Origin of the sequence: Natrononativus amylolyticus, assembly GCF_024362525.1 — an archaeon.
Classification (GTDB): domain Archaea; phylum Halobacteriota; class Halobacteria; order Halobacteriales; family Natrialbaceae; genus Natrononativus; species Natrononativus amylolyticus.
Genome location: NZ_CP101458.1, coordinates 2054815 through 2068819, shown reverse-complemented (window position 1 = coordinate 2068819; position 14005 = coordinate 2054815). Strand labels below are relative to the sequence as shown.

At 67.6% G+C, this 14005-nt stretch carries 11 protein-coding genes and 1 tRNA gene; 8 read left to right on the top strand and 4 right to left on the bottom strand.

Annotated features, from left to right (window positions below):
• Window positions 1-3 precede the first annotated feature (3 nt).
• Entirely contained in the window at window positions 4-2085 is a 2082-nt protein-coding gene (fdhF, locus tag NMQ11_RS10905; protein WP_255168044.1) for a formate dehydrogenase subunit alpha, read from the bottom strand.
• Window positions 2086-2206: 121 nt separating this feature from the next.
• Between fdhF and NMQ11_RS10900 the strand changes: the two genes are divergently transcribed.
• The 4 genes from NMQ11_RS10900 to ppc all read left to right on the top strand — a co-directional run bounded on the left by NMQ11_RS10900 (window position 2207) and on the right by ppc (window position 7035).
• Window positions 2207-2779, top strand: a complete 573-nt coding sequence (locus NMQ11_RS10900) for a hypothetical protein (protein ID WP_255168042.1) — start codon at window positions 2207-2209, stop codon at window positions 2777-2779.
• Window positions 2780-2877: 98 nt separating this feature from the next.
• Window positions 2878-3834 carry a beta-ribofuranosylaminobenzene 5'-phosphate synthase family protein gene (locus NMQ11_RS10895; RefSeq protein WP_255168041.1) on the top strand — a complete coding sequence of 319 codons (957 nt, stop codon included), beginning with the start codon at window positions 2878-2880 and terminating at the stop codon, window positions 3832-3834.
• A 59-nt stretch (window positions 3835-3893) separates the two neighbouring features.
• Entirely contained in the window at window positions 3894-4223 is a 330-nt protein-coding gene (locus NMQ11_RS10890) for a transcription factor S (protein ID WP_255168040.1), read from the top strand.
• 121 nt (window positions 4224-4344) lie between these two features.
• The gene (gene ppc / locus NMQ11_RS10885) at window positions 4345-7035 is read left to right on the top strand and encodes a phosphoenolpyruvate carboxylase (protein WP_255168039.1); all 2691 of its coding nucleotides are present in this window, start codon (window positions 4345-4347) and stop codon (window positions 7033-7035) included.
• A 1-nt stretch (window position 7036) separates the two neighbouring features.
• Here ppc and NMQ11_RS10880 read toward each other — a convergent pair whose 3' ends face one another.
• Window positions 7037-7987, bottom strand: coding sequence for an AAA family ATPase (locus NMQ11_RS10880; protein WP_255168037.1), 951 nt, complete (start codon window positions 7985-7987; stop codon window positions 7037-7039).
• Between the two features lie 134 nt (window positions 7988-8121).
• Between NMQ11_RS10880 and NMQ11_RS10875 the strand changes: the two genes are divergently transcribed.
• The 3 genes from NMQ11_RS10875 to NMQ11_RS10865 all read left to right on the top strand — a co-directional run bounded on the left by NMQ11_RS10875 (window position 8122) and on the right by NMQ11_RS10865 (window position 9937).
• A tRNA-Ser gene (locus tag NMQ11_RS10875) sits at window positions 8122-8206 on the top strand.
• A gap of 337 nt (window positions 8207-8543) precedes the next feature.
• On the top strand, window positions 8544-8894 hold the full coding sequence (locus NMQ11_RS10870) for a hypothetical protein (RefSeq protein WP_255168036.1): 351 nt from the start codon (window positions 8544-8546) through the stop codon (window positions 8892-8894).
• Between the two features lie 113 nt (window positions 8895-9007).
• Window positions 9008-9937 carry a DMT family transporter gene (locus NMQ11_RS10865; protein WP_255168034.1) on the top strand — a complete coding sequence of 310 codons (930 nt, stop codon included), beginning with the start codon at window positions 9008-9010 and terminating at the stop codon, window positions 9935-9937.
• An 87-nt stretch (window positions 9938-10024) separates the two neighbouring features.
• On the opposite strand, the gene NMQ11_RS10860 is transcribed toward NMQ11_RS10865, so the two are convergent.
• Both NMQ11_RS10860 and NMQ11_RS10855 read right to left on the bottom strand, forming a co-directional pair.
• A complete protein-coding gene (locus NMQ11_RS10860; protein WP_255168033.1) occupies window positions 10025-11692 on the bottom strand; it encodes a right-handed parallel beta-helix repeat-containing protein in 1668 nt (555 codons plus the stop codon).
• A gap of 341 nt (window positions 11693-12033) precedes the next feature.
• Window positions 12034-12879, bottom strand: a complete 846-nt coding sequence (locus tag NMQ11_RS10855; RefSeq protein ID WP_255168030.1) for a DsbA family protein — start codon at window positions 12877-12879, stop codon at window positions 12034-12036.
• Between the two features lie 231 nt (window positions 12880-13110).
• Between NMQ11_RS10855 and NMQ11_RS10850 the strand changes: the two genes are divergently transcribed.
• Window positions 13111-14004: a DsbA family protein gene (locus tag NMQ11_RS10850; protein WP_255168029.1), complete on the top strand. Its 894-nt coding sequence runs from the start codon at window positions 13111-13113 to the stop codon at window positions 14002-14004.
• Window position 14005 lies beyond the last annotated feature (1 nt).

Genomic DNA, 14005 nt, shown 5'->3' with positions numbered 1-14005 from the left:
GGCTCAGTCGTCCGCGGATTCCGGCGGCTTCGCGGGCTCGACCTCCGCGGCCGCGGCCTTGTACTCCGGGATCTTCGCCAGCGGATCGAGCACGTCGTTCGTTAGCGTGTTCGCCCGCGCGTCCGAGAAGTGCGGCGTGGTCCAGACCACGCCCTCCTTGATGGCCTCGGTGACGTTGGCCTCGAGGACGATCTCTCCGCGCCGCGAGCGCAGCGTGACGTAGTCGCCGTCCTCGATTCCTCGCGCCTCGGCGTCCGCGGGGTGGACGTCGACGAAGTTCTCGGGGGTTCGGCGCACGAGCGTCGGCGACCGGGTGCTCATCGTGCCGGTGTTGTAGTGTTCCTCGAGGCGCGCGGTCGTGAGCACGAGCGGGTACTCCTCGTCTGCGACCTCCGCGGGTTCGGTGTGGCGCACGCCGCGGATCTCCCCGAGGCCATCGTCGGTGTCGAACGACTCCTCGTAGAGGTACTGGTCGCCCTCGTCGCCCTCCTCGTAGCAGGGCCACTGGATGCCTTCGAGGCCGAGGCTGTCGTAGGTCATCCCGTGGTAGCTCGGACACACCTGCCGGAGCTCCTCGAACACCTCTTCGGGGCCGTCGAACTCGAACCCCCCGTCTTCGCCGAAGAGTCGAGTGCCGAGTTCACAGAGAATATCGAGATCGTGGCGGGTGTTTCCGGGCACGTCGACGGCGGGGCGCATCCGCTGGACGCGCCGGTCGGTGTTCGTCACCGTGCCGCCGCGTTCGGCCCACGAGGTGGCCGGGAGGACGACGTCCGCGAACTCTGCGGTCTCGGTCATGAAGATGTCCTGTACCGCGAGGAACTCGAGGTCGTCCATCCGCTCTTCGACCTCGATCGAATCCGGCTCGCTCATCACCGGGTTCTCGCCCATGACGAACAGACCGTGGATCGAGTCGCCGATGGCGTTCGAGATCTCGACGTTCGTCAGCCCCGGCTCCGAGGGAATCTCGAAGCCCCAGACCGCCTCGACCGCCTCGCGTGCCTCGTCGTCGTCGACCTCCTGGTACCCCGGCAGGACGTTCGGCATCGCGCCCACGTCGCAGGTTCCCTGGACGTTGTTCTGTCCGCGCAGCGGATTGACGCCCGTCCCAGGACGGCCGAGGTTGCCCGTAATCAGCGCGAGGTTGACCTCGTTCTGGACGTTGTCGACGCCGCAGCGGTGCTGGCTCATCCCCATTCCGGTGAATATTGCTGCGTTATCGGCCTCCGCATAAATGCGGGCAGCCTCCTGGATGTCCTCGAGGGGCACGCCACAGGTGTCGGCGGCCTCCTGCATGTCGAAGTCGGCGAGCGTCGCCTCGAGGTGGTCGAATCCCGTCGTGCGCTCCTCGATGAAGTCCTCGTCGTACAGCCCCTCCTCGAGGATCGTCTTGAGGACGACGTTCAGAAGCGGGATGTCCGTGCCGGGTTTGAGCTGGAGGTGGAGGTCCACGTCGCGGGTCGTCTTGTTCGCGTGGGGGTCGATCTGGATGAGGGTCGCGCCCTCGAGTGCGGCCTGCCGGAAGTAGTTGCTGTGGGCGATGACGTGCTGTTCCGCGGGGTTCGCCCCCTGGATCCAGAAGACGTCGCCCGCATCCTTCAGGTCCTGCATGCTGTTGGTCATCGCACCCGCGCCCAGGCTGTTCCGGAGGGTGTAGACCGTCGAGGCGTGACACATCCGCGTACAGTTGTCGACGTTGTTCGTCCCGTACCGGCGCGCGAGCTTCTGGAGCAGGTAGTTCTCCTCGTTCATCACCTTCGAGGAGCTGAAAAAGCCGGTCGCGTCGGGGCCGTGTTCGTCGCGGATCGACTCGAGTTCGTCGACGATTCGAGTCAGCGCCTCGTCCCAGGTCGCTTCGCGGAACTCGCCGTTTTCCCGGATCAGCGGCTCGGTGAGCCGGTCGTCGTGGTCGACGACCTGCGTCGACGCGCCGCCTTTGATACAGAGGGCGCCCTCGTTCACCGGCGCGTCGAACCACGGTTTCAGCGAGACGTCGCCGGGCTCCTCGCCCGCCTCGAGTCGCAACCCGCAGCCGACCCCGCAGTACGGACAGATCGTGTGGACGGCGTCGTCGTCTGAGCTCATACCCGTGCCTATCGGTACCGATCGACAAAACAGTTCGCCGACCGGCGGCCGTCGCGTCCTCTCCCTCGAGAGCCGGCGCCGACGGTGGGGTTTTTCCTCGAGCGCACCCTTCCGTCGACCGATGGGGTTCACCACGGACCGTCTCCGAGCGGCCGCCGCCGAGTACGAGCGCCGACACCCGTTCACGATCGTCGAGGACGAGCGCCTCGAGACCCTCCCGACGGCCTTCTCGGAGGGCTCGTTTCTCTGGAAGGACGCCGAGTGGGTCGTCCGCTGGTTCGCCCGCCGGTCGCTGTCGGGGACGCCCCACCCCGCCGAGGACGCCTTCCGCGAGAACGGGTACGACGACCTCGAGGCAGCCATCACGGGTGCTGAGTCGGCGGAGACTGTGACGGACGCCGTCGAGAGACTCACCGCCCTCGAGGGCGTCGACGTCCCGATCGCGTCGGCGTACCTCCAGTTTCTCGACCCCGAGCGGTACGTTACGCTCGACGAGGGCGCCGTCGCCGCGCTCGAGGGTGCGGGTTCGCTGTCAGCGTTCCCCGCCGACGCGCTCGAGGCGTATCCCTCCCCGCTCGAGCCCACTGCGTACGCGACGTATCTCGAGGCCGTTCGCGCCGTCTCCCGCGAGCACGACCTCGACCTGCTGCGAACGTACCGGGCGCTCTCACGGCTGGGTGCGACCGAGAAGTGAGCGCCCCGCGGTCGGCTGCCCATCGTTTCGCGGGGCAAACCGGTGGCAACGCCGGCCACCGTCGAAACCCCCTTGCGGTCGGGCCGCCCACTGCCGGTATGGTGACGGTCAGCGCCGGCGCACGGCTCCACTTCGGCTTTCAGAACCTCTCGCTGGCCCGGCGACGGCTCTACGGCGGGATCGGCGTCGGGCTCGAGGAGCCGCGAGTGACCGTCTCCGCCGAGCGCGCCGAGGAAATCGAGGCCGACGACCCCCTCGTCCGCGAGTACGCGAGGCGGGCCGTCGACTGTCTCGGGGTCCCCGGCGTTTCCCTCTCGCTCGAGGAGCGCCTGCCCCGCCACGTCGGCCTCGGCAGCGGAACCCAGCTCGCGCTCGCAACCCTGGCCGCGACGGCGCGGTGTTACGGCCTCGAGGCGCGGGTGCGCGAGCGAGCCCCGCGGCTCGGACGGGGCGGGCGCAGCGGCGTCGGCGTCGCCACCTTCGAGTCGGGGGGGTTCGTCGTCGACGCCGGCCACCCGACGGGCCGGTTCACGACCGAACCGCCCGCGGCGGGCGACTGGACGGTCCCGCCCGTGGTCGCCCGCCACGACCTGCCTGCCGACTGGCGATTCCTCGTCGTGGTCCCCGACGCCGAACCCGGTCGCAACGGCGACGGCGAGGACGCGAGCATGCGGACCGTCGTCGAGCGCGCCGATCCCGCCGTTTCCGACGAGATCGCCGGCGTCGTAACCCGAAAGCTGCTCCCGGCGGCGGCGGAGGGTCGTCTCGAGCCCTTCGGCGACGCGATCGGCGAGATCGGCCGCAAGAACGGCTCCTGGTACGCCGACGCCCAGGGCGGGGTCTTTCGACCGCCCGCGGGAGCGATCGTCGACACCCTCGAGGGCTGTCCGGTCGTCTCCGGGGTCGGCCAGTCCTCTTGGGGACCGGTCGTCTACGGGCTCACCGACGAGACCCACGCGGCCGAGGCTCGAGAGGCGGCGAGGATGGCCCTCGAGGACGACGGTCTCGAGGGAGACGTGCTCCTGACGGCGGTCGCGAGCGACGGCGCGCTGTGATCGCGTCGGGCGACCGCCGTGCCCCGACGTTTTTGCGCTCCGAGCGCGTAGGCGGGCGTATGCAGTTCTGCGACGACTGCGGCTCGATGATGAAAGCCGACGGCGACCGGATGGTGTGTGCCGACGAGGACTGCGGGGCGACCAGCGGTCGCGATCGGGAGACCGAAGCGGAGTTCGTCAGCACGGACTCACAGCGATTCGACGACGTCATCGAAACGAGCGAGGAGACGGACGTCGAGGGGAAGCCGACGACCTCCGACGTCCGGTGTCCCGAGTGTGAGAACGAGAAGGCGTACTACGCGCTCCAGCAGACGGCCTCCGCCGACGAGCCGCCCACCCGCTTTTTCAAGTGTACGGAGTGTGGCCACCGGTGGCGCGGCTACAACTGAGCCGCCGCTTTCGTACCCCATCGTCGACCCGACGCCCGTGAGACTCTCACGAAAGACGATGAGGGCGGCAAAGATTCGCGCTGTGCCGGGATTTTTGCGCTGGCGCGCGTAGCCCTGTGGTATGGAATTGCACAACAGGGGCGTTCGACAGGACGTCCGGGAACTGGGCGCGCTCCTCGGGGAGATCCTCGAGGCCCAGACCTCGAGACGGGCGTTCGAGACGGTCGAATCGTGTCGGACGACCGCGATCGACTACCGCGCGGGCGAGATCGACTCCCGTGAGTCGCTGGTCGACGAACTCGCGCGGGTGTCGCCCCACCAGCAGCGCGTTGTCGCGCGGGCGTTCGCCACCTACTTCGAGCTGATCAACCTCGCCGAGGAGCGCGAGCGGGTCCGGTCGATTCGCTGGGACTCGCAGGACGGCAGCCTCGCCGACAGCCTCGAGGCGGCGGCCGCCGAACTCGGGGAAACCGATCCGGAGACGGTCGAGTCGATCCTCGAGGACGTGCAGATCGAGCCGACGTTCACCGCCCATCCGACGGAGGCCCGCCGGAAGACGGTGAAGGCGAAGCTCCGCGCGATCGCGACCCACCTCGAGACGCTCGACGAGCGGCTGCTCACCGACAAGGAGGCGGCGCAGGTCTGGCGCGACGTCGACGCCGAGGTGACGAGCCTCTGGCAGACCCGACAGGTCAGAAAGCGCCAGCCGGAGGTCGAAGACGAGGCCAGGAACGTCCAGTGGTACTTAGAGAACACGCTGTTCGACGTCGTCGGCGAGGTGTACGACGAACTCGAGGACGCCCTCGAAGCGGCGGTCGAGGGCTCGCTCGAGGTGCCAAAACTGCTCGAGTTTCGCTCGTGGGCCGGCAGCGACCGCGACGGCAACCCGTACGTCACCCCCGAGGTGACCGCGAACACGCTCGTGCGCCAGCGCGAGGTGGTCCTTTCGCGCTACCGCGAGGAGCTCAAGCGCCTCTCGGGGGTGTTGAGCCAGGACGGCGCCCGGCTCTCGCCAGGGCCGGCGTTCGAGGACGCCCTCGAGGCGGACCGCCAGCGCCTCGAGGGAAGCGCCCGCGCTGCGGCCGAGCGCTACCCGGGCGAGCCGTACCGCCAGAAGCTCAAGCTCATGCGCGAGCGCCTGCGTCGGGTGGGTGACGTCCGCCCCGGCGGCTACGGAAACGCCGACGAACTGCTCGCGGATCTGGAGACCATCGCCGAGAGCCTGCGAGAGAACGGGGCGGAGACGGTCGTCGAGGCCCACGTCGATCCGCTGCGCCGACAGGTCGAGACGTTCGGCTTCTCGCTCGCCAGTCTCGACCTGCGCGACCACCGGGAGAAACACACCGACGCCATCGCGGCCGCCCTCGAGCGCGAGGGGATCGACTACCGCGCGCTCGAGGAGGACGAACGGGCCGACCTGCTGACCGACGCCGTCCTGCAGGACGAGCCGGTGATCGACCTCGCCGACACCGAGGGGCTCCCCGAGGACGCCGCGCGCGTGTTGACGCTGTTCGACAGCCTGGCCGACTGGCAGGCCGAGTACGGCGTCGCCGCCGTCGACACCTACTGCATCTCGATGACCGAGGAGCCGAGTCACGCCCTCGAGGTGCTCTTTCTCGCCGACCAGGCGGGGGTCGTCTCGCTGCCCGAACACTGCGGCATCGACGTCGTGCCGCTGCTCGAGACGGAGTACGCCCTCTCGGGGGCACGCCGGATCATGGGGGCGCTGTTCGAGAACGAGGCCTACGCGGCGGCGCTCTCCGCCCGCGGGCGGACCCAGGAGATCATGCTCGGCTACTCCGACTCGAACAAGGAGAACGGCTTCCTGGCGGCGAACTGGTCGCTCTACAGGAACCAGCGCCATCTCGCCGAGATCTGTGACGACCACGACGTGACGATGCGGCTGTTTCACGGCCGCGGCGGCTCGATCTCGCGGGGCGGCGGACCGATGAACGAGGCGCTGCTCGCCCTGCCGAACTCGACGGTGACCGGCCAGGTGAAGTTCACCGAGCAGGGCGAGGCCATCTCGGAGAAGTACGGCAATCCCCGGATCGCAGAGCGAAACATCGAGCAGATGCTCAACGCCCAGCTGCGGGCGCGAAAGCAGGCCATCGAGCAGCCCCGCGAGGAGGTCCCCGAGGAGTGGCTCGAGGCGATGGAGACGATGGCCGACGCCGCCCGCCGGGAGTACCGGGATCTGCTCGAGAGCGACGGCTTCGTCCGCTACTTCGAGCAGGCGACCCCCATCACGGTGATCGAGAACCTCGATCTCGGCTCGAGACCGGCCTCCCGCAGCGGCGAGCGCACCGTCGAGGACCTGCGGGCGATCCCGTGGGTGTTCTCTTGGACGCAGTCGCGGTGTATCCTGCCGGGGTGGTACGCGCTGGCCGCTGGCGTGGACGAGTACCTGGAGGGCGACGGATCGATGGAGACGCTCCAGGAGATGTACGGGGAGTGGCCGTTCTTCCGGACGACACTCGACAACGCCGCGCTGTCGCTGTCGCGAACCGAACTCGAGATCGCCGCCGAGTACGCCGACCTGGCCGAGGACGACCTGCGCGAGCGGTTCTTCCCGCGGCTCAGCGAGGAACACGAGCGGGCGGCCGAACTGGTGACGACGATCGGGGAGCGCGACGAACTCCACACGCGGGACTGGCTCGGCGAGAACCTGGCCCGGCGAAACCCCTACGTCGACCCGCTGAATCTGTTGCAGGTACAGCTACTCGGTCGGACCCAGCGAACGGATATCGAAGAACGGACGCTGCGCCTGACGGTGAAGGGGATCGCCGCGGGGATGAAGAACACCGGGTGAGTTATTCGACGGTGGGCACCGGAACCGACTCGAGAACCGTGTCGACGACCTGGTCCTTCTGGACGTCGTTGACGGTCGCGTCGGGGGTGAGCACGAGTCGGTGGGCCATCACGGGGTGGGCGACGCGCTTGATGTCGTCGGGGGTGACGTACTCCCGGCCGCGAATGGTCGCGTAGGCGCGGGCGGCCTCGAACAGCCGCTGGGTGCCCCGCGGGGAGACGCCGACCTCGACGCGGCCGTCGGTGCGGGTCTCGCGGGACAGCGCGACGACGTAGTCGATGAGGTCCTCGTCGACGCGGATCGTCTCGGGAACCTGGCGGAGTTCGGCGACGTGTTCGGGCTCGAACACGCGTTCGACGGTGGGGCTCATCTCCTCGCGGCCGGCGCGACGCCGGAGGAGTTCGACTTCGCCGGTCTCGTCGGGGTAGCCCATCGAGGTCTTGACGAGGAAGCGGTCGACCTGCGCCTCGGGCAGCGGGAACGTCCCCTCCTGTTCGACGGGGTTCTGGGTCGCGATGACGAAAAACGGCTGGGGGAGCATGCGCGTCTCGCCGTCGACGGTGACCTGGCCCTCCTCCATCGCCTCGAGCAGGGCGGCCTGGGTCTTCGGCGGCGCGCGGTTGATCTCGTCTGCGAGGACGATGTTGGCGAAGATCGGCCCCTCGTTGAACTCGAACTCCCGGTCCTGTTCGTTGAAGACGTGGGTGCCGGTGACGTCCGAGGGGAGCAGGTCCGGGGTGAACTGAATCCGCGAGAACGAGAGTCCGAGCGCGTTCGCGACGCTGCGGGCGGTCAGGGTCTTTCCGGTGCCGGGGACGTCCTCTAGGAGGACGTGGCCGCGGCCGACGACGCCGAGGAGAACGGTCTCGAGGAACTCCCGGTTGCAGATAACGGCGTCACCGATCGCGTCGAGGACGGCGTTGCACTCGGTGTTCGCCTGTGTGACATCCATGCGAGGGGTGTCTCCCCCTCGCGCCATATCTCTTCTGTTCCGCTGTCAGGTTCGCCGGACCCGGACGGGGACCGTTCGCACGCGGCGCGCAGAATCGAAACGGCTAAAATCGTGACGCCGGTAGGTGGAGGTGAGCCGAGATAGCCTAGCCCGGCCAAGGCGGTAGATTCGAAATCTACTGTCCCCACGGACTCGGGAGTTCAAATCTCCCTCTCGGCGTTTTTCAGCGACCAACTCCGACGAGCGACGCGTAGCGGCGCGAGTTATTCGGTCGCTGTAAACGACGTCGGGAATTTGAACCAGGGAGTGAAGCGAGCGCAGTGAGCGAAACGACCGTGGTTCAAATCTCCCTCTCGGCGTAGACGACAACTCCCTCTCGGCGCCGAGGATCTGCAATTCTCACGGCTTTTCGGCCTTTACCACGTCTCTCCGGTACGCTCTCCGACGCAAGCAGACGACCGGGCAGGGGCCGCTATGTAGTCGAGATGATCTCTATTCCCGGACCCTATATCTGGACAGAAATCGATTTATTACTGTCACCGTTGCGTCCTGAACCATGCGCTCAGTCGCACGGATACTCGCAGTGGTCCTCGTCGCCGCGCTCGCCCTGGGCGGGCTGTCCACGGTCGCCGTCGCCGACACCGGCGCGTCGACCGTCGAGCAAGTCGGCAGTATCGACCTCTCGATCGAAGACCGCCACGTCCACGTCGACGGCGCCGACGTCTCCGGCGAGGGGCTGCCGTCGATCGAGATCGACGAGCGAACGTACACCGTCGACTCCCTGTCGTTCCAGAGCGACGGGCTGACGTTCGAGTACGGCGACACGACCTACGAGATCTGTAGCGTCGATATCACCCTCGAGAACGTCGGAATCACCGTCACCGACAGCTCCGTCGGCGGCGAGTAACGCCCTTTCTCCGACCGTCCGGGGTGGGTGGGCGCCCGCCGTTCGCACACGATTCCCGGTCGCAGACCGCCGGAACCGCCAGAAATTTGCGGTCGACGACCCAACCTCGAGGCGTGTCCCGTCTGCTCGAGGTCTCGCTGTTTCTGTTTCTCGCCGTGCTGTGGGGGCTCTCGTTTCCGGCGATCGCGGTCGGTCTGGAGTACCTCCCGCCGGTGTTGTTCGCGGCCTTCCGGTACGACGTCGCGGCGGTTCTGTTGCTGGCGTTCGCGGCGTGGCGCGTCGGCGGCTGGCTGCCCCGCGGACGCAACAACCTGCTCGCGATCGCCGGCGGCGGGCTGTTTCTCGTCGCCGGAAACGGCCTGCTGTTCATCGGCCAGCAGACCGTCCCGAGCGGCGTTGCCGCGATCATCACGGCGCTGGTTCCGATCTTCACGGCGCTGTGGGCGTTCGTCCTGCTCGGCGAGCGCCTCTCGCCGGTCGGCGCCGCCGGGGTCGGCATCGGCTTCCTCGGCATCGGATTCGTCATCCAGCCCGACCCGGCCAACCTGCTCGCGGGCGATACGGTCGCTCGCCTCCTCATCGTCGGACAGGTGATCAGCGTCGCACTCGGCGGCGTGGTGGTCCAGCGGGCGGCGCCGACGATGGGGCGCGTCTCGCTGACGGGGTGGTCGATGCTCGTCGGCGCCGTCGTCCTCCACGTCGTGAGTCTGGGCCTCGGCGAGGGGGCCGGCGACGGCGTCACCGCCCCGACGGCGATCGGAGCGGTGATCTACCTCGGGGTGTTCTCGACGGCGGTCGCCTTCTTCATCTACTTCACCATCCTCGAGGAACACGGCGCGTTCGAGACGGCGCTCGTCGCCTACCTCGTGCCGGTCGTCGCGACCGTCGCCGGCGTGTTCGTCCTCGGCGAGACGATCTCCCCGCTGGCGTTCGTCGGCTTCGGCCTCGTCGCCACCGGCTTCGCGGTACTGAAACGGCGGGCGATCGCAGAAATGGTCGGGTTCGCGTCCGGGCCGGCGAGCGGCGAAACGCCGCGTCGCTGACGGCACCGGCGCGTCGAGTGGGGCCGCTCCCGGTGCGGTGTCGTCCCCCCGGCCGCTCGAGAACCGGATCGCGGCTGACGGCGCCGGTCAGAGGTCGACTCCCCAGTTGAAGTCGCCCTGCCAGTCGTCCTGGCTCCCGTTCAGTGCGACGGGACTGTAGTGTCGGTTTCCGGTCCAGAGCACCCTCGACAGGGTCGTTCCGCTGTCGCTGGTCACCCTCGAGCGGAGGATCGTCCCGGTGACGTTGTGATCCGCTCCGTTCCGTGCGAATCGCAGCGAGACATCGTCGGCGCTGATCTCGCAGTCGTCGATCGTGAGCTGGTCGACCGGCGCGCTCGGGCTGTGGACGATGATCGCGTTCCGATCGACGCCGGTCTGGGACGCGACGTCGAACCGGCAGTCCCGGAACGTGACCCGCGAGGAGCGGACGTACACCGCGTAGTCGGCGGCCGTCGGGGTCGTGCGGTCGACGATCGAACAGTTCTCGAAGACCGTTCTGCCGTCGCCGCTGGTCTGGATGCGGATCGCCCGCCCGCCGTTGCCGCCGTCCTCGATGTGAAGGTCCGAGATCGTGGCCGGCCCGTCCTGCGTACACCGCAGAATTTCGGTGCTCTTCTGGATCGTACTCTCACAGCGCAGACCCATAACGCTCTGTCCGCCGCCGTTCTGGAGCCAGAGCCCCGTCCACGGCTGTTCGGGCTGTGCGTCCATCACGATCCTCGAGTTCAGGACGACGTCGTCCGGGCCGAGGCGGATGTTCGCGCCGGCGTTGTTCCGCGCGAGGCAGCTGACGATGAGGTTTCGACCGGTGCTGGTCGACACGTAGAACCCGTTGTCGAGGAAGCCGGTCGCCTGGCAGCGCTCCCAGATGTTCGTTCCGACATGGGGTGGCTCCGCGCTGAATGGGATCGCGTGACCGGGGCCGGCCGCTTCCGAGTACGCGGTATCGCCGTGATTGAACCGCACGTTTCGGGCCACGTTCGTCGCCTCCGGGCGGATCGCGCTGAGTTTCAGGGTGTGGCGGTCGCCGCCGTACTCCGGGTTCCGTCTGTCGCGGCGGCCGCGGATCTCGACGTTTTCGACGTGGCCGTAGCCGTACGTGTACCACCGACCGATTCCGGCGTCGACGTCGCCCCGGATGTCGACTCGGAGGTCCTTCATCTCCGTTCGCTGGGCGTGTGGCAGCGAGTCGTCGCTGCTGCCGACGAACGTGAGGAGGTCGACGTCCGGGTCGGTGACCCGGAGTACGGCGTACGGATCGCCGACGACGCCGAAGTACTCGTGGGCGTCCAGGTGGATGCTATCGGTCTCGACGTGCCACGTCCCGCACGGGATGACGTACTTGTGACACCGCTGGGTCGGCTGGAACGACGAGTAGTGCTCGTAGATCGCACCCCAGACGTCGTCTGACTCCGGTTCGACGCCGAGGTCCGACTGGACGTTGACGACGCTCGGACTCGAGTTCGATTCGACGGCCGCCTGCGTCGCCTGGAGCTGGACACTGTCGCCGTTCTCGATGCCGGCGAGACCCTCGCCCAGCTCGAGTCGCGAGACGTCCTCGACGAGGGTCCGCCCGGCGTCCGTCACGCTCACGCCGCGGGCGCCGGTCACGCCGGGCGTTCCGCTTGCGCGTCCCGTCGCCGAGACTCCCGCAACGCCCGCGAGCAGACCCACTGCTCCGAGTCTGTGGAGGTACGCCCGACGTGATTCGGTCCGATCACCGTTCGACTGCCCTGAGTTTTCATTACTACTCATAAGCAGTACGACGAAGCGAGTGTCACAACATTTGTTATATATTCAGTACTGATAGGACGCTCGAAGAAGGGGGAGATACCCCGGTCAAAATAGTCTATTGCCTCGCACAATAACCGACGGTTTCCGGCCGTCTCCCGCCGGATCCGGGACGGTCGGCTCGTAACGCCGGCCTACTACCGCTCGTCCGGAGCGACAGGTCGTTTCCCTGTACCGTTCGAAAGCGGTCGCGGCGCTATATAGTAGTTGTTGAAACGAGTTACTCACCGGTCGCACGGAAGCGGCCAGCGGGCACGCGCTGGCCGCACGTTCTCGACCGGGAGTGCAATGACGTTCACCGACTACTATAGCTCGAGGGTTCGCTCGAAGACGGTGCCCGACTGGTGGCCAGTCAGTCTGGTCTGGAACTCGCCGTCGATGAACAGAAAGAACGTCGGCGTGTTGAACACGCCGGTCTCCCGGCGGATTTCGAGGTTTCGATCGATCGTCTCGGCGTACTGCTCCCGTTCGACGTCCTCGAGCACCGCCGCCTCGTCGAGGTCGGTGTCGGCGAGGTACGCCTCGATGACCTCGAGGACGTTCCCCGTGTGCAGGTCGCTCAGCCGGTCGTACAGGTACCCTCGCAGGTCCCAGAACCGCTCGGTATCGCGGGCGTACACCGACTCGAGGGCGTACGTCGCGGGGGTCGCCCACTCCTCGGTTCGCGGGAAGTTTCGGACGACGTAGGTCGCGTGGCCGGGTTCGATCACGTTCGAGGCCAGGGCGGGGAACGTTTCCCGGTGGAACTCGGCACAGACGCGACAGGAGATGTCGTCGAACTCGACGATCAGCGCGCCGGTTTCGTCGGGGTGGCCGCCGAGGGTCGGCTCGCGTCCGAGTTCCTGCGTGACCGGGTGGTCGTAGTCGACCGCGTACTGCTCGTCGTGCCACTGCCTGTCCGCCGACTGGTCGAATCCGGTGTCCCCGGTGTCGTCGGTACCGTCGTCGTCACTGGCGCTGGCATCGTCGGTGGAGTCCGCCGTCGCGTCGTCGTCGCCGCTCGCTGGCGTGATACTGGCGTTCCACTCCTCGTCGTCCGGCTCTGTACTCGAACCGAGACAGCCGGCGAGCGAACCGACCGACGCCGCCGTCAGTGCGAGGACGCGGCGCCGACTCGAGGGCCGGGACCGGCGTAGTGTGCGATCGTCCATTGTTAGCGAAGGCGACCGTCTCCGGGGGCATTATTATCGAGAATATAATCTATACTGGATCACTTATCACGAAGATAATCTACGTGGGGCGCAACCGACCGGGAGGCAGACGCCTCGAGCGCGCCACCTTCGGTCGAGGGCCTCGAACCGTCCGTCCTCCACCACTTACTGATTCAGTAACATATTTTTAAAAAGATCATAGTAAACGACGGGTGTCCGGTGTCGGTGTTCATGGGCGAGCACCACTCCCGGAGACGGATACTGCAGGTGAGTAGCGTCGGGCTCCTCGGCGGGGTCGCGGGCTGTGCGGGGTTCGTGGGGGAGACGACGGACGAGCCTGGCTCCAGCGAACCGAGGGCGGAGCCGACGGAGACCGCGTCGACCGGCGAGAGCGACGACGGGGGTACCGACGCGGTCTCCGAACCCGACGACGAACCGGCCGAGGATCGGGACTCCGAGGAATCCGAACCGGACGAGGGTGAAGAGCCGGAGGAAGACGACCTCGATCGGTACGAGATCGACGAGCCGGCCGGCGCTCTGGCGAGACTTCCGATTCCGGACGATCCCGGCTCCTACCAGTACCCGATCGCGGGGACGGGCGACGCCGACGTGCGCGTCACGCTCTTCGGTGGCTGGTTGTGTCGACACACCCAGCGTTTCGTCGAAGTGGGGTTCGACGCGCTGCTCGGCGAGGCCGTTCGCGACGGCGAGATCGACCTCGAGTACCACGGGGTCGCCTACAGGGACGGCGGGCCGCTGCACGGAGACGACGGACGGCGCGCCGCGCGTGCGGGTCTCGCCACGTGGTACGCACAACCCGACGCCTTCTGGTCGTTCTTCGAGTACCACTACGTCAACATGGACCCCGACCACGACGGCTGGGCGAGCACCGATCGGCTCCGTCAGCTGGGCGCCGAGGCGGGGATCGAGAACCACGAACAGTTCGCGCGCACGATCGACAGCGGGGCGTTCGAAGAACAGCTCCGCGAGACGATGACCCACGTCGAGGAGATCCCGATCTCGGTGGTGCCGCAGGTGGCGATCGACGGGACGAGCTATTCGCCGAACGCGAACCCAGACGATATCGGCGAGGCGATCGAGGCCGCCCTCGAGGGCGACGGCTGAC